This window comes from Luteibacter sp. (genome assembly GCF_036500425.1).
GTDB lineage: Bacteria > Pseudomonadota > Gammaproteobacteria > Xanthomonadales > Rhodanobacteraceae > Luteibacter.
This window is the reverse complement of sequence record NZ_DASYCB010000006.1, coordinates 1-20,352: the sequence shown is the minus strand read 5'-3', so window position 1 is coordinate 20,352 and position 20,352 is coordinate 1. Positions and strand designations below refer to the sequence as shown.

The following is a 20,352-nucleotide window of genomic DNA, read 5'->3' as shown; positions in this document are numbered from 1 at the left end:
GGATTGACATGAAGGTCAAGGAAAAGCACAAGGTTGGTCGTGATGGAAGGCGGGTGGATGGCGTCTCGATCGACCCTTCAACCATTCATGATTTGCGGTCATACGACGCGGCGAAGCATCTTCTTGGATCAATGCGCGTCCCATTGCTTTTGCATGAAGACGATCCGCACGAGCGACTTTTCATAGCGAATTTTGACGGCACGGGCAATGACGCGGATGGTGATCCGCACCACATGACTAATGTTGGCAGGCTCGCGAAGCAGCTCGAATCGCGCAAAGACCCTCGTGTATCCACGTTCTATGTTGCGGGACCCGGCACACAATCAGGCTTCGTGCCACGAATCGTCGACGGTGCCATAGGCTATTCGCATGATGAGCGTGTCGAAATCATGAGGCACCAACTTTTGTTAAGAGTGAAGGAGTGGTTAGCTGAGGAACCGCAGGCGCGGATTCGCGTTGTCTCCACAGGCTTCAGTCGGGGTGGCGAGGAGTCGATGTCGTTCTCAAGGGATATCCATGAGCATGGGGTCTATTCAAAGAATGGCCGGAAGCGACAGCAGCTGATTGAGCCCGGAACGATCCCGCAAGCCGTTGCATTGTTCGACCCCGTCGCGACCGGCCACCCAACCCGTCATGACCGCCGCGTTTCATCGTCGGTGGTCGCCGGAATCCAGATCGTGGCCAAGGACGAGCGTCGGAGCCAGTTCCCGTCATCCATGATCATTCCGCAGGGACTCTCGGCCGACGGGAGACTGCTTGCTATCACGGTGCCTGGGGCACATTCGGATGTTGGCGGGAGTTACCACGAAGACGGCTTGGCTCGTGCGAATGGCAACTTTGGGATCGACTTTATCAATGGACTCAGTGAGACGAAGCTGCTTGACCGCTATCAGCTCTATGACGATATTCACCGGTATCCTGGTCATCGTTCAGAAGAGCACTCGTTCATTTACGACACGCGCGTGCATGATCGTCTGGGGACCCGAGGGGTGCGTGGTGCGCAGAAGGGAGCGCCAGATTGCCGTCCCGTGGTGAAGTGCGCGTTGCCCGAAGAGACGAGCGAGCAGGTACTTGCCGAGGTGCCTGATAGGGCGCGCGTGCAGGTGGGTCCTGTGCCTTCCGACGTCATGGACCTCGACCGCCAGTTTGGGCTCCAGTTGGAACAGGATTCGGATCAACCCGTGCGTCACGAGGCTCATGAGCACGCACCCGAAAGAGAGGATCGAGTAAGCCGGGCGGACGTTTTCGCTGAACGGCAGAGCCAGCCGGTCCTGGATTCGGGTGGCCGCATCGACGCCGCTCACGACAACCGCATCGAGTTCAGCCGTTTCCCTCGTCTGGACCCCGAGACTTCTGCCAGCCCTTCGCCCACCAGCCCAGCCCACCCAACCCATCGCGACCACCGCCTCTACAACTCCATCCACGACCAGCTCACCACCGTCCACAAGGAGGAGGGCATCACCCTAAGCCCGCAACAAATGGACCGCCTGGCCCACTGTTCGGTAGCCACGGCAAAGCAATGCGGCATGAGCGACGTGAGCCACGTCTCCCTCGGTCAGGACAAGCAGGGCAACCTGTTGCCGGAGGTGCACCTCTACCAGGCGTTCCGCGGTGACGTGGACGACCCGCGTGCAAAGTGGGGCAAGCTCGACGCGCTCGAGGCCTTCCAGACACCTGTCGAGGCAGCTTCCCGTGACCTGCAGGTCGCCAACCAGCAAATGGATCAGGTCCAGCAGGACCAGCAGATGCGAATGGCCCAGCAGCAGGAGCAGGGAATGTCGATGTCGCGCTGAACGGGCCCGGCGGGCTATGGCGCGCAAGGGCCCGGAGGCCCTAAGCTGTGCGCCGCACCATCGTCACCGGGGAATCCATGCCTGCCGTCGACCGCAAGCGCGTCGTCATCGCGTTCGTTGTCTTGCTCGTCCTCTACCACCTGGCGGAGGGCGTGGGCGGGCACGTGTTCCATCGCCTCACGGTAAGCGGCGTCCTCATGGTGGCCATGCTCGTCGTGGCGTGGCCCCTCGGCCGCTGGCTCGGCTTCAAGGGATACGATGCCTACGCGCTGGAATGGCGGCGCAGCACGCCCGCGCTGGTGTGCGGTGGCCTGGTGCTGGCCTTGCTACTGAAGTACGTCGCCGTGTGCCTCGGCCTGGGCCTGGGCGTCTATACCGCAAGGGCGCCGGAGACGGCGGCCGCCGCGGTTATGTCGTTCGTATCCACCTTGCCTTTGGCGCTGGTGGTGACCTTCGTTCCTTCCCTCGCGGAAGACCTGTTGACGCGCGGCTTCCTCTACCGCGCCACGCGTATCGCGTGGACGCCGTGGGTCTTTGTGGTGGTATCGGCCGTGGTCTACCTGATGAACCATGCGTACCGCCTGGGCACGGAGCCGGCCACGTGGGTCATGCTGTTCTGCTTTGGCCTTGCGTACGCGACCGCCGTGGTTCGCACAGGCAACCTGTGGCTCGCCGTGGGCCTGCACTGGGGTTGGAACCTGGCCAACCAGCTGATCGACACGGTGTTGCCCTATGACATCGCGACGCCCGCATGGTCGCCGTTGCTGTCCGCCGGCGCACATGTGGTCATGTTGGGCGTGCTTTTCGCGATCCCCAACCATGTGGAAGGCGACGATCTCAACCCCGATCCGGCCTGATCCAGGCTCAGAAGTGGACGACAAAGGCCAGCGTCGTCGTCAGCTGGCGGCGAGCACCAAAGTCGCGCACCAGCGGGCTATCGGCAGCGTTGCCGTAGAGCCGGGCGTACGAAAGAGCGACCGCGAAACCGGTCTGCTGTGACGTCGGTACAAACGCATCGTACTCAAGGTTCGCCGAATGCCATCCCGCGCCGGGCTGGTAGGGCGCCGTGCCGATGGCCTGCGCCTCACTCGACGTGACACCGAAGAACCGGGTCATCGCCGCCCCGTTCATGCCTTCCACCTGCAGTTCCAGCGAGTGCTGGATGTACCACACATCGGGCAGCTGCCAGTCGGCATAAAGCGCGGTGTAGGCGCCGGCGCCATTCGTGTCATGAGCCACATGCGTGCCGACGCTGAGCCGCTTGTCGAACGCATATTCAAGGTAACCACCGCCCTGCCAGCGTGGTGAGAGCGAGGCGACCTTGCCGCCGAGCTGGCTGCCGAGTTCGTTATGCGTGCGACCCCATAGCCAATTGCCATAAAGGCCGCCATGCCAGTGCTCGCCGTGGATCAGGTCGATCATGAGGCCGTCGGTGGTTGAGATTTCGCCGACGCCGGGCAGCTCGATGTCGATATACGGCACCGGTTGGTTACGCGTGTCCTTCGACCCCTGCCATGCTGGCATACGCTGCACGCCCACGCCAAATGCGTAGGTCGGGGTGTCGTCTTCGGCATGCGCGGCGGGAGCCAGGACAAGCGCGGAAAGCAGGGCGAGGCACGTGCGGCGCATGCGACATTTATGACGGGGCGAAGACACGAGCATCCCAAAAAATCCTTACAAAATGCTTTCGTAAAAGGGAAAGGGGCTCGAAAGGATGTGTCCCTAGCCTTCGCAGCAACCTGTGGAAAGGCTGCTTAGCTCGTGCTTACTTCGCCCGATTGGAACATTCTTTGCGACTTCGACGGCACCATCGCCGTGGAAGACGTGATTGATTCACTGCTCGATCGCTACGGTCGCCCCGGTTGGGAAGTGCTGGAGCGCGACTGGCGCGAAGGGCGCATCGGCTCCGCCGTATGCATGGCCGGGCAGGTGGCGCTGTTGGATATGAGCCACGACGAGCTCACGACGCATCTCAGCGGCCTGCACATCGACCACGGTTTTGCCGCCTTCGTAAAGGCGACGATCGACCTTGGTATTCCGCTGGAGATCGTGAGCGATGGCCTGGACCACGCGATTCACGCGATCCTCGCCAACCACGGCATCGATAGCCTGCCCACCGTCGCGAACCATCTGCGGCAGTCCACGCCACGCGGCTGGAACCTTACCTCGCCGTTCAGTGCCGATGGTTGCCGTAGCGGCACCTGCAAGTGCGCGCGCGTCGACGCGGCGCGCCACCGTGGCGGTAAAACGCTGTTGATCGGTGATGGTGCTTCGGACTTCTGCGCGGCCGATCGCGTTGATTTCGTGTTCGCAAAGAATCGCCTCATCGAACATTGCCGTGCCTCGGGGATCCCATACGCGCCGATTGCCTGCTTCGACGAAGCCCTCGAACTACTCCCTGATCTTCTCGACGGTCGCCTACCGTCGAAGACCGTCCTGCCTACTTCCGTGCCGAATATCGTGGAACTGCCTGTATGAACATTCTTTCCCGCAATCCCTCTGTCGTGATCGATGACGAAGCGCTGCTGGTCGACGAAGCGAAGTACTGTTCCTTCGGCGATACCGTGCACTACGTCGACCCGCCGAAGATCTTCCGCCATGCGGAAGGTAGCTACATCTACGACAGCGAGAACATTCCGTTCCTCGATCTGCAGATGTGGTACTCGGCCGTGAACTTCGGCTACGGCAACAAGCGCCTCAACGATCGCCTGAAGGCGCAGATCGACCTGCTCCCGCAGGTGGCCAGCCAGTACCTTCACCAGGGCAAGATCGAGCTTGCCAAGACGATCGCCGTGGATGCGAAGCAGAAGTTTGGCCTCGATGGTCGCGTGCACTTCAACGTGGGTGGTGCGCAGGCGGTAGAAGATTCGCTGAAGCTCGTCCGTAACGCACGCGGCGGCAAGAGCCTGATGTTCGCCTTCGAGGGCGGTTACCACGGCCGTACGCTGGGTGCCTCGTCGATCACCTCGAGCTACCGCTACCGCCGCCGCTTCGGCCACTTTGGCGAGCGCGCGCAGTTCATCCCGTTCCCGTACCCGTTTCGCCGCCCGAAGGGCATGACACCGGAAGAATATTCCGACGCTTGCGTGCGCCAGTTCGAGCGCCTTTTTGAGACTGAATACAACGGCGTGTGGGATCCAAAGGTCGGCGAAGCCGAATACGCCGCGTTCTATGTCGAGCCGATCCAGGGTACGGGCGGCTATGTCATTCCGCCGAAGAACTTCTTCATCGACCTCAAGAAGGTGCTCGATAAGTACGGCATCCTGATGGTCGTCGACGAAATCCAGATGGGCTTCTGGCGCACCGGTAAGCTCTGGTCGATCGAGCACTTCGGCGTGACCCCGGATGTCCTCGTCTTCGGCAAGGCACTCACCAATGGCTTGAATCCGCTGTCGGGTGTGTGGGCACGCGAAGAGCTGATCAATCCGACCATCTTCCCGCCGGGCTCGACGCATTCGACCTTCAACTCCAACCCGTTGGGCACCGCCCTGGGTCTGGAAGTGATCCAGATGGGTTATGAGCTGGATTACGAGACCAAGGTGGCGGAGAAGGGTAAGCACTTCCTCGATGGCCTGCGCGACTTGCAGAAACGCCATAAGGAAATCGGCGATGTCGACGGCCTCGGCCTCGCGCTGCGCGCCGAGATCTGCACGGACGACGGCTTCACGCCGAACAAGGCGCTGCTTGACCGCATGGTCGACATCGGCCTGGCCGGAGGCCTCACGCACGAAGGTAAGAAGATCGGTCTCGTGCTGGATGTGGGCGGCTGGTACAAGAACGTGATCACGTTCGCACCCTCGCTCGATATCAGCCACGACGAAATCGATCTCGCCATCGCGTTGCTCGACCAGCTGATCACGCTGGCCAAGCGCGGCTGATCTATCGGTAGAGCCTGTCATGGCTTTCGTTAACCAGCTTGAGCCTGCATCCCTGCTCGAACAGTTCGAGCGCCATCCGCCGCGCGGATTCTCCCCCCTTCGTACGGCGGATGGCGCTCCCCTTTTCAGGGCCCGTTTCAACCTGTTGACCACGGCGGATGAGGCCGTACGCAAGCACGTCGCGATGTGGCCTTTGCACGGGCTGCTTAAGCGTTTGCTGAGCGTCCGCACCTGTTTTGCCGGAACGACTGTCTCTGAGTATGCGTTGTTCCGTCGAACGAGCGACCCGGCCAAAGTGGCCGCCGATTGGGTCACCCTGTACGGGCGTAAGCAACCGTTGCTGATCGTCAAGGACCTGGCCGTCGATTCGCCGTTGACCTCCGTGGGCGACCGCGGGTGGACAGCTCGCTTTGTCGATGCGGCGCGGGAGCAGGGCTATCTGATCGTCGAAGGCCAGGCGCTGGCCTACGTGCCGATCGATTTCACGTCGACGGATGACTACCTGTCGCGCCTTTCAGCATCGCGACGGAAGAACCTCCGGCGCAAGCTACGGGTGCGTGACCAGCTCGAGGTAGTCCCTCTTTCGACCGGTAATGCCTTCGCTGATGACGCAGTCGTCGATGCTTACTACGCATTGTTCGAGAACGTCTATGCGCAGAGCGATGTTCATTTCGATAAGCTTTCCCGCGAGTTTTTCGCGGCCACCCTGCGCGAGCCTGGCGGGGTGGTGTTTACTTACCGGCACGAGGGCCAGTTGATCGGCTGGAACCTTTGCTACGAGCATGGCGGCAAGCTGCTCGACAAGTACGTGGGCTTCGCCTATCCGGCGGCGCGTGAGTTAAACCTGTACTTCGTAAGCTGGTTCATCAACCTCGAATACGCGTTGTCGCGAGGCCTCACCCACTACATTGCCGGGTGGAGCGATCCCGACGTGAAGGCCAGCCTTGGCGCGCGTTTCCATCTCACGCGTCATGCGGTCTATATCCGCAACCCGATCCTGCGTGCCGTGGCGGGGCGTTTCATTCATCACTTCGAATCCGACAGCCACTGGGCCACCGATGATTTCGCGGCCCATCGTCCTTGACCTGGATGGCTCCGTGGGCGAGCTTCCGGATCGCCTGGTGCTTCCGTTACGCGAGTACGAAGAGGGCGTACGCTTCGGCTGCTCGCTGGGCCGGTTGCGGCGTCTTGGGCTGATCCTCGATGCCTCGCTGCCGCGGGAGCACGGGACGGTCTTTCTTGGCAGCGGCGATTTTCATCACCTGACCTGGCCACTTGTCGATCGCGTCCCCGGTACGCAGGCCTTCCAGGTGGTGGTCCTTGATAACCACCCCGACAACATGCGCTTTCCGCTTGGGGTGCACTGTGGTTCGTGGGTCCGACGGGTGGCTATGCTCCCGCGGGTCAGCCACGTTCATGTCATCGGCATTACGTCTCAAGATATCGGCAAGAGCCGCGCGTGGGAGAACTACCTCGGCCCGCTGAAGGCCGGAAAACTCACCTATTGGTCGAATGGCGTCGACACGGGCTGGGCCAACAAGCTAGGCGTGGAGGGTGCGTTCCGTTCGTTTGCAGGCAGCGACGCCATGGTGGACGCCTTCGTCACCAGCCAGGCCCGCGCAGGCCAGCCGGTGTATCTGTCGATCGATAAGGATGCCTATGCGCCGGATGTGGCGATGACCAACTGGGACCAGGGCACATTGAGCGAAGACGGTGGCGCGGCCATCATCCACAGCCTGCGTGGCCGTATCCTCGCCAGCGACATCACCGGTGACATCTCCCGTTACACCTACAGAACCTGGTGGAAACGCCGTCTAAGCGCGATGGACGAGCAACCGGACATCGATCCCGTGCGCCTGCGTGGCTGGCAGGAACAGCAGCACGCGTTGAATCTGCGGCTGCTTGCCGCTATCCACTCGTAGCCGTCAAGGCGAGTACGGCGTTCAGGCCGCCGAACGCGAAGGAGTTGGACAGCGCCGCGCGGATCGCCATGGGGCGTGCGAGGCCAGTCACGACGTCAAGGTCGCAAGCATCATCCCGGCTCAGGAAGTTGGCGGTAGGCGGTACCACGCCATCACGCATGGCACATAACACGGCGACCAGCTCGAGCGCGCCTGCCGCACCCAAGGCATGACCGTGCATGGATTTGGTCGACGTGACCGCGATGCGATCGGCGTGCCTGCCGAATGTCTCGCGGATGGCCTGTGTCTCGGTGACATCATTGGATGGCGTGCCCGTGCCATGCGCGTTGATGTGATCGATGTCGGTGGGTGCCAGGCCTGCACTGGCAAGGGCCGCGCGCATGGCGGCCGCGGCACCGCTGGCCGAAGGCGCTACGATGTCGCCCGCATCGGAACTCATGCCTACGCCCGCCAACTCGGCGATAGGCGTAGCACCGCGGCCTTTTGCGTGGGCAAGCGATTCAAGTACGAACATGCCTGCACCTTCGGCAAGCACGAGACCACGCCGCTGCTGGCAGAAGGGACGGCAGGTGTCATCCGCCAGTACGCGCATGGCTTCCCATGCCTTGAGGACGCTGAAACTCAGGCACGCCTCCGCGCCACCCGCGATGGCGACATCCGCGATGCCCGATCGGATCATCAGCGCGGCCTGGGCGATCGCATGGTTGGATGAGGCGCATGCGCTGCTCACGGCGAACACCGGGCCTGTCGCGCCGTGGGCCATGGCGACCTGGCTGGCTGGCGCACTAGCCATGGCACGCACGATGCTGAAGGGGTGTACGCGCGCGGCGCCGTCGGCATAGAGTTTCCGGCATTCGTCATCCCGGCTGGTCTCGCCACCGACGCCCGTACCGACCACGACGGCAATGCGAGAAGCTGGCGTGCCATGTGGCGACCAGCCCGATGCGGCGACCGCCTGCTTCGATGCGATGATGGCGAATTGCGAGACGCGATCCAGCAAGGCGAGCAAGCGTTCGTCGAAATGAGCTTCAGGATGGAACCCATGTACCTGAGCGGCGACGTGTACCCGCAGCTCAGAGATGCGGGGGTGTACGAGCCCGGCGATGCCGGAGCAGCCTTCCCGCAACGCACTCCAGTGCGTCGCGGCGTCGTTGCCCAGGGCGCTGATCGCTCCCATGCCGGTCACGACGACACGCGACGTATCAGGGCGCGTCGTGGCGCCCGCGGTCATCGTGGCGGGGGCCTCAGGCGGCGTGCGCGGAATTTGCAGGCCCATCACGGTGCGCCAGTGCTGCCTCGACGGCCGCGATGAGGTCCTGGAGTGTGTCGGTGCCAGTACGGTTCTGGTCGTCGGCGAGCTGGATGCCGAAGGCCTCCTCGATCTCGAACACGGTCTCGATGGCTTCGAGTGAATCGACCTCGAGCTCCTTGAGGGTCATCCCGGTCGTTACGACAGCGCGATCTTTTCCGCTCTGCCTAGCGACGATATCCAGTATCCGCGACGCGACATCAGTATTCATGACGGCCTCCGGAGCGCAGTGAACCCGGCCACCCCAGGGTGGCCTTGCTGCCCAACGGGAATCACTCTATGCCGCGCGCCTTTGCTGCGGCTTTCGCCATCCAGGAGCTTACCAGCGGCCGATCAGGTGCTGTACGAGCAAACTGGTGAGTGCAACCGCCGCCCATGTGCCGAGGCCAAGCAGGATGGGGCGGGGCCCCGTTTTCGCCATGCGACGCAGGTCTGCCGACAAGCCGATCGCAGTGAGCGCTACGATGATCAGGCACTCGGCGATGAAGTGGATGATGGGTACGATGGCTTCGGGCACAAGGCCGGCAGTACGCACGCCGGATGCTACGAGGAACCAGAGGATGAACCACGGGAAGATCTTCGCGAGACTGAAGTCAGCGGCACCGCTGCGCTTCTGCTTCCACGCCACGATGAAGGCGATGGCGAGGCAGATGGGGATGATGAGGGTGGCGCGGGTGAGCTTGACGATCGTGGCGTAGTCGCCTGCGGCATGGCTGTAGCTGTAACCGGCGGCCACGACCGAAGAGGTGTCGTTGATCGCCGTACCTGCCCATAAACCGAAACCCAGGTCGGAAAGGCCCATGGCGTGGCCCAGCAAGGGGAACAGCAGCACGGCGACCAGGTTGAACAGGAAGATCGTACTGATGGCGAACGCGGTGTCGTGGTCATCGGGCTTGATGATGGGCACGACCGCGGCGATCGCCGAGCCACCGCAGATGGCGGTGCCGATGCCGATCAGGACCTGCAACTTGTCGTGGACGCGCAACACGCGGCCGAGAATCCACGCGGTAAGTCCTGCGGCCGCCACCGTCGCGAGCGTGACCGACAGTGATTCCAGGCCGGTTTTCGCCACCTGGTTAAGGCTGAGGCCGAAGCCGAGCGCGATGATCGACCACTGCAGGATCTGCTTGCCGGCGAACTTGATGCCAGGCTGGAACCGCGCGGAAGGCGCAGCGAAGTGGCGGACGAGGATGCCGAGGACGATGCCGCAAACGGCGCCGCCCACCAGCGGCATCAGGCGCCCCAGCCCGAAGGCGACCGCGGCCACGGCAAAGGCCAGCAAGATGCCGGGCAGACGGGTTTCGGGGGCAGGTGATAGGGCGGCGGTGGACACGGGGTTGGCCTTTTTTTCTTGGGACCCGGTCATTGTCCGCTCGCGCGACCAATAAGAATATTGAAGATGCTTGATCCTAGGAATAAGCTCTGCTTATGCATGCCTTCAGCCCACGGCAACTTGAAGTCTTCGTGGATATCGCCACCACCGGCAGTGTCCGGGCGGCGAGCGAACGGCTCCATCTGAGCCAGCCTGCTGCGTCCATGGCCCTGGGCGAGCTGGAGCGGCAAATCGGTGAGCCGTTGTTCGATCGTGAGCGTGGCCGGCTACGCCTCAACGACCGTGGCCGCAACCTGCTGCCGCTTGCACGTGAACTGGTCGAGCGCCACGCGGAGTTCGCACGCAGGGCGTCGGGCGCCGTGACGGTGCTTTCGGGTGAACTGCGCGTAGGTGCCAGCAACACGGTAGGCAACTATCTGGTGGGCGACCTTGTCGGTCCGTTCGCCGAGGGGCATCCGACGGTGGCGTTGCGCCTGACCGTTGCCAATACGGATCGTATCGCGCAGGGCGTCCTTGATCACGACGTCGATATCGGTTGTGTCGAGGGCCCGGTGACCCACGCCGCGTTGGAGGCACGGGCATGGCGCGACGATCGCCTTGTCGTGTGCGCGCGCCCGGGGCATGCGCTCGCGGGCAGAAAACGACTGAAGCGTGAAGACTTCGCTGGTGAGCGCTGGGTATTGCGCGAGCGTGGCTCGGCGACGCGTGCGCTCAGCGAGCGAGCGTTGGCGGAGCTGCCGGAAGGACGCACCGTGCTCGAGTTGGATCAGTCCGAGGCGATCAAGCAGGCGGTGATCGCAGGATTGGGTATTGCATGCCTGCCAGAGGTGGCCGTGGTCGATGCCGTGGCGACAGGTCGCCTTGCCGTCCTGCCCACGCCGTTCCTGGACCTGCGACGGACACTGTCGGTCCTCTTGCACCGGCAACGCTACCGCGGGGCCGTGCTGGAAGCGTTCCTCTCAACGCTAGGCACCGAGATGTAGGAGCGCGCTGGCGCGCGATCCACGTTACCGCAGACCTATCGCGCGCAAGCGCGCTCCTACCTCAAGATGCAGCGGTTCTTGCCGCCGCGTTTGGCTTCGTACATGGCTTCGTCCGCGGTCGAGACGAGGCGGTCGTAGGCATCGCCGGGCTGATACAGGGTGACGCCGATGCTCGCCCCGATCCTCGCCGGGATGCGCAGGTCAGCAACGGTCAGGGTGTAAGGCTCCGCGACGGCATCACACAGGGTCTGGCAGCGCGCGACCGCGCCTGGGCCACCGCTCGTATCGTGCAGCAGCACGGCGAACTCATCGCCGCCGAGGCGCGCCACGGTATCGCTGCCACGCGTACGCGCATCGATCCTTGCAGCAATGGCCTTCAGCAGCTCATCGCCTGCCGCGTGGCCGTGGCCATCATTAACGCCCTTGAATCCGTCGATATCAATGTAGGCGAGGGCGAACGGCGTGCCGCCGGCGTTCGCGTTGTCAATCGCCGCTTCCAGCCGCTCGCGAAACAGCACGCGGTTGGGCAGGCCTGTCAGCGCATCATGGGTCGCCTGGTGGCGGACCAGTTGCTCCATGCGCGTGCGCTCGGCCACCTCGGTGGTGAGCTGCTGGTTGCGTACAGAGAGCTCGTCCAGCGCATGCTGGAGCAGGGCGCGTGCCCGGTACAACTCAAGGAAGACCTTCACCTTGGACTGAAGGATCGCATCGTTGATGGGCTTGGCGATGTAATCCACCGCGCCGGCCGAATACCCCTTCAGCCGATGGATATCATCGGCGTAAGCGGCCGTCACGAAGATGATCGGCGTCTCGCGCAGGTGTTCGATATCGGCGATGAGCTCGGCGACCTCAAAGCCATCCATGCCTGGCATGTTCACATCCAGCAGCACAAGGGCGAACTGATGGTCCAGGCATAGCGCGAGGGCATCGTTGCCGTTGGACGCTTCGAAAAGGTCGGCGTCGGCGCGCGCCAGCAAGCGGCGCATGGCGACAAGGTTGGCGGGGGTATCGTCGACGACGAGGATCTTGGGGCGGATCGGGGTCATGGCATACACAGTTCATTGAGTCGTTGCGCGATCTGGTCGAGGGGCAGGCAGGCATCGGCGCCGGCAATATCGAGACCGGCGCGGGGCATCACATCGGATGTCGCGGTTTCCGGGTTCTCAACGATCGCGTACCCGCCTGCCTTCCTTACGGCTTTCAGGCCGTGGGCACCATCCGAATTGGCGCCCGTCATAAGGACGGCCACGAGGCCGCTTTGCCATGCATCGGCCGCTGTCTCGAACAGCACGTCGATGGATGGCCTTGCATAAGTGACCCGCGCATCCACGCTGAGTGAGAAATGCGCGTTCGGTTCGACCAGCAGGTGATACCCGCTGGGTGCTACGTAAATCACGCCGGGATCGGCGGTCGCACGCTCGGTGGCTTCCACGACGGGGAGGGCGGAGACGCGTGCCAGAAGCTCCACGAGGAGCGAGACGTCCGCCGAACCCGTGTGGCAGCAGACCACCACCGGGACGACGAGCCGCTTATCGAGCGCCGGTAGCACGCATTGCAGGGCCGCCAGGCCGCCGGCGCTGCAACCCAGGGCGATAGCGGTCCGGGACGTCATCGCGCCATGGGTCTCACGGCGGACGTCGCAGCCTGGTAGATACGCAGCCCGGCGTCGATATCGACGAAGCACGCGGCAGCCGGCGAGAAGTCGATGTTTTCTCGCGTGCCCAGGCAGAGGAATCCGCCACGTACCAGGCTGTCACGGAACAAGGCCAGCGTATGGTCTTGCAAGGTGTTGTTGAAATAGATGAGGACGTTGCGGCACAGGATGAGATGCGCTTCGCAGAACACCTCGTCGGTGACCAGGTTGTGGTTGAAGAACGTGACGTTGCGGCGCAGGCGCTGGTCGATCTTGATGAACTCGTAGCGCGCGCTGTAGTAGTCGCTGAACGACTTCAGGCCACCGGCCTCAAGGTAATTCCGCGACCAGTCGCGTGCATCGCGCGTGGCATAGATGCCCTCGGCGGCGATCTGCAGGGCCGCCTCATTGAAATCCGTGGCGTAGATGCGGGTGCGGTCATACAGGCCGGCTTCTTCAAGCAGGATGGCCAGCGAGTACACCTCCTGGCCGTGCGCGCATCCCGCCTGCCAGATGTTGATCTCCGGGTACGATGCGAGCATCGGGAGCACCTTGTCGCGCAGGGCGCGGAACACCGGAGGGTCGCGGAACATCTCGGAGACCGGCACCGAAAGGCCTTCAATGATGCGCGCGACGAAGCCGTCCTCGTGAAGCAGCCGGCGGTTCAGCTCACTGATCGTGCCGGCGTCGTGCGTTCGCACCAACTGCAGCACGCGGCGCTTGAGCGACGCAGGTGCATAGTTGTCGAAGTCATAGCCGTGCCTCCGCTGCATGGCGCGGATGAACAGCTCGATCTCGATGTCCTCGACGTCCACGTCAGGCCCTGACCGGCAGCCAGACGCGGATCATCGAGAGCAGGCGATCCACGTCGATCGGCTTGGACAGGTAATCGTTGGCGCCGGCTTCCAGGCACTTCTCGCGGTCGCCGCGCATAGCCTTGGCGGTCAGCGCGATGATCGGCACGTTAGCCACGGCGGGTTTGGAGCGGATGGCGCGCATGGTGTCGTAGCCATCCATCACCGGCATCATGATGTCCATGAGCACGAGTTCCAGTGCCGGATCCCTGTCCAGGGCATCCAGTGCCTTCTGGCCATCCTGGGCCATCACGACATCGATGCCTTTCGCGCGTAGCACCTTGGATAGCGCGAACAAGTTGCGCATATCGTCGTCGACGAGCAGCAGGCGACGTCCGCGCAGGTCAGCCTCGTCCATGCCACTCGCCGCTGTCGGTCGCTCGGCCGAGGCGCTGGCGCCGCCGTGGCGGATCGAATGCAGGAACAGGCTCACCTCGTCGAGCAGGCGATCCGGTGAGCGGGCACCCTTCACCACGATGCTATCGGTGTACTGGCGGATCTTCATGCTCTCCTCGCGGGAGAGATCGCGGCCGGAATACACCACCACTGGCGGGGTATTGCCGGATTGCGATAACTGCTCAAGGAACTCCATGCCTGAGATGCCGGGCAGGCCCAGGTCAAGCACGATGCAGTCATAGGTGACTTCAGCGGTCTTCGCCAGCGCCTCCTCGCCGGAGGCCGCGTCGTCGATCACGACGTTATCGTCCTTCAGCAGGGTACGCACGGCGGTACGGGCGCTGGGGTCGTCGTCGACCACCAGCAGGTGGCGCGTGCGCCCTTCGGCGAAATGCAGGAGACGGTCGAACGCGGCGGCGATGGATTCGCGACTGACCGGCTTGGTGAGGAAGCCCACCGCGCCGAGCTCCATGCCGCGGCTTGCATCGTCGGTCGCCGAGATGAAGTGCACGGGGATGTGTCGCGTGGCGGCGTCGTGCTTCAGCCGATCGATCACCGTCCAGCCATCCATGCCGGGCAGCATGACGTCGAGCAGGATGCCGGTGGGCCGGTACTGACGGGCAAGGGTCAGCCCGGTCTCACCATCCGCGGCGGCAAGCACGCGGTGGCCCTTGCGATGGATCATGTCGGCGAGGATGCGCGCAAACGCGGGGTCGTCCTCGACCACCAGGATGATCGTATCGCCCGGGGCGAGTGATGCACGGTCGTCATCGATGGATTCGGCGATGAGTGAAGGCGATAGCGGCAGGGTCGCTTCGGCGGCGGCCTGCTCGCGGGAGACCAGTTCGATGCGTTCGCCGGCCGAGGCGGGTGCCTCGTCGGGAAGGAAGATGGTGAACGTGCTTCCCTTGTTTACTTCGCTGTCGAGGGTGATGTCGCCGCCCATCAACATGGCGATACGCCGCGATATGGCCAGGCCGAGTCCGGTGCCACCGTACTGTCGGCTCGTGCTGGCATCCACCTGCTCGAAGGCATGGAAGACGCGCTGATACTTGTCGGGCGGTATGCCGATGCCGGAATCCGTGACGGCGATGCAGATGGTGTGGCCAGGCTCAAGCCCGGCAGGTAACCGCGTGCCCGGCGCTGGCCGGGCGATGCGCACGCGCACGCTACCCGCAGCGGTGAACTTGAACGCATTGCTGAGCAGGTTGTTCACCACCTGCTCGAGCTTGCCGCCATCGGTCTGGATGCTGGCCGGCAGGCCATCCGCGAGCTGCACATCGAACGCCAGCTTTTTCTCTTGCGCCACGTGGTTGAACGTGCGTCCGAGCGTACGGGCGAGGTCGGCGAGCGACAACGTATCGACCATCAACTCCATCTTGCCTGCCTCTACCTTGGACAGGTCGAGGATGTCGTTGATGAGGCGAAGCAGGTTGGAGCCAGCATCATGGATGATCCGGGCGGATTCCACCTGCTCGCCGGTCAGGTTTTCTTCGTCGTTATCGGCGAGGCTGCGCGAAAGAATCAGCAGGCTGTTGAGCGGCGTGCGCAGCTCGTGCGACATGTTGGCGAGGAACTCGGACTTGTACTGGCTGGCTCGGGCCAGCTCCTCAGCCTTCTCGTGCGTTTCTTTCTGCAGTGATTCCAGGGCGTCCTTCTGGTGGTTGAGCGTGAGGCTCTTCTCGCGGAGCTCTTCGTTGGAGGCGTGCAGCTCTTCCGTCTGCACGCGCAGCTCTTCCTCGGAGGCGATCAGGCGCTGCGATTGTTCCTGCAACTCGGCGGTCTTGGCGTGCAGTTCGCCGTTGGTGGCCTGCAATGCATCCTGCTGGTGGCGCAGGGCCTCTTCGGAGGTGCGCAGTTCGTCGGCCTGGCTCTGTGTCTGCTCGAGGAGGTCATGGGTGCGCAGTGCGCGGCCAAGGTTCTCGAGCGAGAGGGCCACGATGGGCATGAGCTCGTCGAGGAGGCGCTCCTGCTGTCCGCTGAGGTGTTCGAAGCTGGCGATCTCGATCACGCCGAGCAGGGTGTCACGAGAAACGACGGGCACGACCACGATGCTGCGCGGCGCCGCTTCGCCCGTGCCGGAATGGATCCGGGTGTAGTCCTCGGGCACGTCTTGCAGCACGATGGCCTGGCGGTTAGCGGCAGCCTGGCCCACCAGGCCCTCGCCGATGGTGTACTCCGTGGTGATGTGGCGACGCTGGCGGAAGCCGTAGCTGCCGGTGAGTTCCAGCCGACGGGTTTCCTCGTGGTAGAGGTAGAACACGCCCACGCCGGCCTTCAGCGAGGTCACCAGTTCGGTGACGAGTGCGTCCGCGAAGTCGCGGTAGGTCGTGCACTCCTGCAAGCGGTTGGAGATCGATGTGATCGCCGATTTAAGCCAGGTCTGTCCCGCCGTTTCGATCGACATGTTCTTGAAGACTTGCAGCGAGCGTGCGATTTCGCCGATCTCATCGCGCCGGGTCAGCTGGCGTACTTCGATCGTATGGTCATGCGCGGCCAGGCGCGTCATCAGTTCGGTCATGCGCACCAGTGGGCGCGTGATAAGCCGGAACGTCATGGCGATGACAAGGCCGCCGGTCAGCAGGCATAGCAATAGCGAGATAAGGTTGCCGGTCTGCGTGGCGGCAAGGGTTGAGTCGAGCGCCGCGTTGCGCTTGTCGAGGAGGACGCGTTCGGTGGCGGCCATTTCGTCGATGAGCTTGCCGATATCGGCCATCAGCACGGTGCGGCGCGAGAGGTAGTCGCGGCGGATACCGTCGCGGGCGAGGGCGCCTTCCGGGGTAGCCGCGTTGCCGATGGCGCGCATGGGTTCCATGCCGATCTTCAGGGCATCCGCCTTCCAGCGGTCCAGCATGTCCTGGAGGCGGTCGAGTCGACCCTGCTGCAGCGGGTTGTCGGCGGTGAGCCGGCGCAGGTCGGCCACGCTGGTAGCAAGGTTACGGTCCGCCGCTTCGAAATCGGCGTACTCGCTGTCACCCTGGCTCAGAAGGTAACCGCGGGCGGCGACCTGCCGTTGCTGCGCATCGGCACTCACATCATCCAGCCGGAGCAGCACCACATAGGTATGGCTGGTCCACGACCGGGTGTCGGTCTCCCGCGCCAGCGTCACCAGGTTGGCGATGCAGGCCGCCACGAACAGGGCGAGCAAGACGCCGATCGCGAGGATGATCTTTCGCTGGAGGGGTTGGTCAGCCAGCCAGCTGCGCTTCTTTTCGGTGGGAGTCATGCGATGACCGGTAGTGGGGCAGGGTCGGGCGGGTGCCCATGTTTAGTACTACGAACCGCGGCGCGCCTTCCTTGGCCAACCACACACTATCGGCCGCTCAGGCGGCCGGCTTAGCCTCGCGGCGAGCCCAGAACGGCGGTACAAGGCTGCCCCGGCGGATAGCGATGGCCAGTAATACGGCCGTCAGTGTGGAGCAGATGCAAAGGGCCACCACGGAGGCCTCGGCGCCGAACTCGCCGCCGGTGAGCCAGTCCGGCCCCTGCATGCGAGAGGCGAGCCAGCCTTTCAGTTCGAAGCCGGAAACCGGGATGCCGTAGAACGGGCCCTGGGCGACGTTCCAGGCGGCATGAGCGCCCATGCAAAGCCACAGGGAACGGGTCACGTGGTAGATCAGCCCGAACAGCAGGCCGGCTTCGAGGGCGATGGCCAGCGCACTCCAGGTCGTGGCGTGCGGGTTCCAGATGTGCATGAAGCCGAAGAAGGCGGCTGAGAGCAGCAAGGAGATCCAGGTGCCCAGGCCCTCTTCGACGATACGGAAGAGGACGCCGCGGCTGACGATCTCTTCGCCGACCCCGGCGCCTACGCCGAGGACCAGCACCAGGCCCAGCCAGGGCACGTCGTGGTTCGTTCCGGTGACCACATAGGCCCCCAAGGCCGACAAGGCGCCCACGACAAGGGAGAACAGCACGAAGCCGGCAGCGAGCCCGATCAACACGTGGGGGACGAGCTTGCGTGCTGCCAGCTCGTCGATGTGCCGACGTTCGATGGTTCGGACGAGCAACCAGTACGCCAGGACGACGGGCAGCAGCCGGAAGAGTTCGATGACCGGCGTGACCTCGCCGAACGCGATACTGCCCCGGGGGAGGCCCAGGCCGTTATAGATGCGGCTGCACACCACGCCTATAAGCCACGCGCTGATCGCGAAGGCCAGGATGCGGCCGACGGGCGAACGTAGCAGGCGGACGGGCAGCGAGGGATGCGCGACAGGGGCTTCGATGGCAGTCATGGGCTCAAGGCCTTGTGGACGGGTGCGTGGTGAAGTCTACGCAGGCATGATAGTGCTCCGATACAAGATCGTTCCCTCCGCTCACGGTATCGTCCCGGGCGGGAGGCGCCCCGGCCCCGAAAGCACCGGAATCACCGATGTCGACGCTGCAAGACAACGATCCTTCAAGCCCCATGAACCGGAAGGAGCAGACCTTTCCGCGACTCAATGACGACATGGCGGCACGCGTCGTGCGCTACGGCGTTGAAGAACAGGTACCCAAGGGGACGATCCTGTTCCAGCGTGGCCAACGCCGGATCGACTACTTCTTCGTGCTTGAAGGCAGCATCGAGATCTACGACGTCGGCGATGATGGCCAGCCGCGCATCGTGGTCGTCCACGGCGTCCATCAGTTCACCGGCGAAGTTGACCTGTTCAGCGGCCGCCAGACCATGGTCAACGGCCGCGCCGGGGTGGATTCGCGCCTCGTGCGCGTCGATCCGGTGGGCTTCCGCCGCCTGGTCGCCGGTGAGCCGGATATCGGCGAGATCATCATGCGGGCCTTCATCCTGCGCCGGGTGGGGCTGATCCAGAGCGGGCAGGGCGGCGTCTTGCTGGCCGGTTCCGCCCACGCCGCCGATACGGTGCGGCTGCGCAGCTTCCTCATCCGCAACGGTTATCCGCACCGGCTCCTCGATACCGACATCGACAGCGATGCGCGGCACCTGATCGAGAGCTTCGGCCTCCAGCCCGACGAGTGCCCGGTGGTCATCCTGCCGGACCGCCGCGTACTGCGTTGCCCGAGCACGCCCGCGTTGGCCGATGAGCTGGGCATCACGATTGAGCTGGATACCAACCACGTCTATGACGTGGCCGTGATCGGCGCGGGCCCCGCCGGGTTGGCCGCCGCGGTGTACGCCGCCTCGGAAGGCCTCGATACCGTGGTGTTCGAGGCGCTGGCGCCGGGCGGGCAGGCCGGTACCAGTTCGAAGATTGAAAACTATCTGGGTTTCCCGACCGGCATCTCCGGCCAGGCACTGGCGGGCAGGGCGCAGGTGCAGGCCATGAAGTTCGGCGCGCATATGGCGATCGCCCGGGAAGTGCGAACCATGGACTGTGGCAGCCACCCCTACCAGCTCCACCTGTGCAACGACACCGTCATCAAGGCGCGCGCGGTGGTGATCGCCACCGGTGCCCGTTACCGCAAGCTGGCCCAGGTCGATTACGAACGCTTCGAGGGCCAGGGTATCCAGTATGCCGCGACGGCCATGGAAGCCACGTTGTGCGCCGGCGAAGAAGTGGTCGTGGTCGGTGGCGGCAATAGCGCGGGCCAGGCAGCGGTGTTCCTCGCGCGCACGGCCAAGCATGTGCATATCCTCGTGCGCGGCGAAGGGCTGGCGGCCACCATGTCCGACTACCTCGTACAGCGCATTACCCAGTCACCGAGCATCACGCTGCATCCGTACTGCGAGATCGACCACCTCGATGGCGACGCGTACCTGCGCGAAGTGGGCTGGTATTGCGTGAAGACCAACATGCAGACGCGCGTGACGGTGGCGGCCCTGTTCGTCATGATCGGCGCAGAGCCGAATACCGGGTGGCTGCAGGGTTGCCTTGACCTGGATAAGAAGGGATTCGTACTCACCGGCCGCGATGCGGATGGTTACGCGACACCATCACCGTATGCCACCACCTTGCGCGGTGTATTCGCCGTAGGCGATGTGCGGTCCGGCTCGGTAAAGCGCGTAGCTGCCGGCGTCGGCGAGGGCTCGGTGGTGGTCCACGCCATCCACCGCTTCCTCCATCCCTCACCGGTCTGATGTAGGAGCGCGCTTGCGCGCGATGGGTGCTCGCGGCCAGGCCCATCGCGCGCAAGCGCTTCCTACAGGTAGAGAAAACGGGTACGAAAAAGGGGCGACGCATGGCTGCGCCGCCCCTTTTTTCACAGGCTTTTTCAGGCCAGATCGGTACCGAACTGTTCCTTGTATTCCGCAGCGAACTGCTCGTACGTGAAGAACTGGTTCTGCGTGCCCGGGTGTT

17 protein-coding genes are annotated in these 20,352 nt (G+C 63.7%); 8 read left to right on the top strand and 9 right to left on the bottom strand.

The window, feature by feature from the left end; all coding sequences use genetic code 11:
- Positions 1–8: 8 nt before the first annotated feature.
- Both VGN46_RS01690 and VGN46_RS01685 read left to right on the top strand, forming a co-directional pair.
- Positions 9–1,793: a DUF2235 domain-containing protein gene (locus tag VGN46_RS01690; protein ID WP_331639949.1), complete on the top strand. Its 1,785-nt coding sequence runs from the start codon at positions 9–11 to the stop codon at positions 1,791–1,793.
- A 47-nt stretch (positions 1,794–1,840) separates the two neighbouring features.
- Entirely contained in the window at positions 1,841–2,650 is an 810-nt protein-coding gene (locus VGN46_RS01685; RefSeq protein ID WP_331639947.1) for a type II CAAX endopeptidase family protein, read from the top strand.
- A 7-nt stretch (positions 2,651–2,657) separates the two neighbouring features.
- Here the strand turns inward: VGN46_RS01685 and VGN46_RS01680 are convergent, their stop codons facing one another.
- Positions 2,658–3,422: a MipA/OmpV family protein gene (locus tag VGN46_RS01680; RefSeq protein WP_331639945.1), complete on the bottom strand. Its 765-nt coding sequence runs from the start codon at positions 3,420–3,422 to the stop codon at positions 2,658–2,660.
- Positions 3,423–3,554: 132 nt separating this feature from the next.
- Between VGN46_RS01680 and VGN46_RS01675 the strand changes: the two genes are divergently transcribed.
- Genes VGN46_RS01675 through VGN46_RS01660 form a run of 4 tightly spaced genes read left to right on the top strand, consistent with a single transcriptional unit; the run spans position 3,555 to position 7,593 of the window.
- A complete protein-coding gene (locus VGN46_RS01675) occupies positions 3,555–4,271 on the top strand; it encodes an MtnX-like HAD-IB family phosphatase (protein ID WP_331639943.1) in 717 nt (238 codons plus the stop codon).
- Complete coding sequence (locus tag VGN46_RS01670) at positions 4,268–5,671, top strand: aspartate aminotransferase family protein (RefSeq protein WP_331639941.1); 1,404 nt, start codon at positions 4,268–4,270, stop codon at positions 5,669–5,671. Before VGN46_RS01675 ends, VGN46_RS01670 begins: the two co-directional genes overlap by 4 nt.
- 19 nt (positions 5,672–5,690) lie before the next feature.
- Positions 5,691–6,755, top strand: coding sequence for a GNAT family N-acetyltransferase (locus VGN46_RS01665; RefSeq protein WP_331639939.1), 1,065 nt, complete (start codon positions 5,691–5,693; stop codon positions 6,753–6,755).
- Positions 6,730–7,593, top strand: a complete 864-nt coding sequence (locus tag VGN46_RS01660; RefSeq protein ID WP_331639937.1) for a hypothetical protein — start codon at positions 6,730–6,732, stop codon at positions 7,591–7,593. The genes VGN46_RS01665 and VGN46_RS01660 overlap by 26 nt, the downstream gene beginning before the upstream one ends.
- On the opposite strand, the gene VGN46_RS01655 is transcribed toward VGN46_RS01660, so the two are convergent.
- The 3 genes from VGN46_RS01655 to VGN46_RS01645 all read right to left on the bottom strand — a co-directional run bounded on the left by VGN46_RS01655 (position 7,580) and on the right by VGN46_RS01645 (position 10,268).
- Positions 7,580–8,824, bottom strand: a complete 1,245-nt coding sequence (locus tag VGN46_RS01655; protein WP_331639982.1) for a beta-ketoacyl-[acyl-carrier-protein] synthase family protein — start codon at positions 8,822–8,824, stop codon at positions 7,580–7,582. The genes VGN46_RS01660 and VGN46_RS01655 overlap by 14 nt on opposite strands.
- Positions 8,825–8,837: 13 nt before the next feature.
- Entirely contained in the window at positions 8,838–9,113 is a 276-nt protein-coding gene (locus tag VGN46_RS01650) for an acyl carrier protein (RefSeq protein ID WP_331639935.1), read from the bottom strand.
- A gap of 108 nt (positions 9,114–9,221) precedes the next feature.
- Positions 9,222–10,268 (bottom strand): YeiH family protein, encoded by a 1,047-nt coding sequence (locus VGN46_RS01645; RefSeq protein WP_414675198.1) that lies wholly within the window; start codon positions 10,266–10,268, stop codon positions 9,222–9,224.
- A gap of 62 nt (positions 10,269–10,330) precedes the next feature.
- On the opposite strand from VGN46_RS01645, the gene VGN46_RS01640 reads away from it, so the two are divergent.
- Positions 10,331–11,218: a LysR substrate-binding domain-containing protein gene (locus VGN46_RS01640; protein WP_331639931.1), complete on the top strand. Its 888-nt coding sequence runs from the start codon at positions 10,331–10,333 to the stop codon at positions 11,216–11,218.
- A 56-nt stretch (positions 11,219–11,274) separates the two neighbouring features.
- Here the strand turns inward: VGN46_RS01640 and VGN46_RS01635 are convergent, their stop codons facing one another.
- The 5 genes from VGN46_RS01635 to VGN46_RS01615 form a co-directional block, all read right to left on the bottom strand.
- Positions 11,275–12,264, bottom strand: a complete 990-nt coding sequence (locus VGN46_RS01635; RefSeq protein ID WP_331639929.1) for a diguanylate cyclase domain-containing protein — start codon at positions 12,262–12,264, stop codon at positions 11,275–11,277.
- Positions 12,261–12,830 (bottom strand): chemotaxis protein CheB, encoded by a 570-nt coding sequence (locus VGN46_RS01630; protein WP_331639927.1) that lies wholly within the window; start codon positions 12,828–12,830, stop codon positions 12,261–12,263. Before VGN46_RS01630 ends, VGN46_RS01635 begins: the two co-directional genes overlap by 4 nt.
- Positions 12,827–13,666, bottom strand: coding sequence for a protein-glutamate O-methyltransferase CheR (locus VGN46_RS01625; protein ID WP_331639925.1), 840 nt, complete (start codon positions 13,664–13,666; stop codon positions 12,827–12,829). The genes VGN46_RS01630 and VGN46_RS01625 overlap by 4 nt, the downstream gene beginning before the upstream one ends.
- A gap of 1 nt (position 13,667) precedes the next feature.
- Positions 13,668–17,327, bottom strand: coding sequence for a response regulator (locus VGN46_RS01620; protein ID WP_331639923.1), 3,660 nt, complete (start codon positions 17,325–17,327; stop codon positions 13,668–13,670).
- Positions 17,328–17,424: 97 nt separating this feature from the next.
- The gene (locus tag VGN46_RS01615; RefSeq protein WP_331639922.1) at positions 17,425–18,333 is read right to left on the bottom strand and encodes a type II CAAX endopeptidase family protein; all 909 of its coding nucleotides are present in this window, start codon (positions 18,331–18,333) and stop codon (positions 17,425–17,427) included.
- 137 nt (positions 18,334–18,470) lie between these two features.
- Here VGN46_RS01615 and VGN46_RS01610 point away from each other — a divergent pair, with 137 nt between their 5' ends.
- Positions 18,471–20,132 carry an FAD-dependent oxidoreductase gene (locus VGN46_RS01610; RefSeq protein ID WP_331639920.1) on the top strand — a complete coding sequence of 554 codons (1,662 nt, stop codon included), beginning with the start codon at positions 18,471–18,473 and terminating at the stop codon, positions 20,130–20,132.
- The last annotated feature ends 220 nt before the right edge of the window (positions 20,133–20,352 follow it).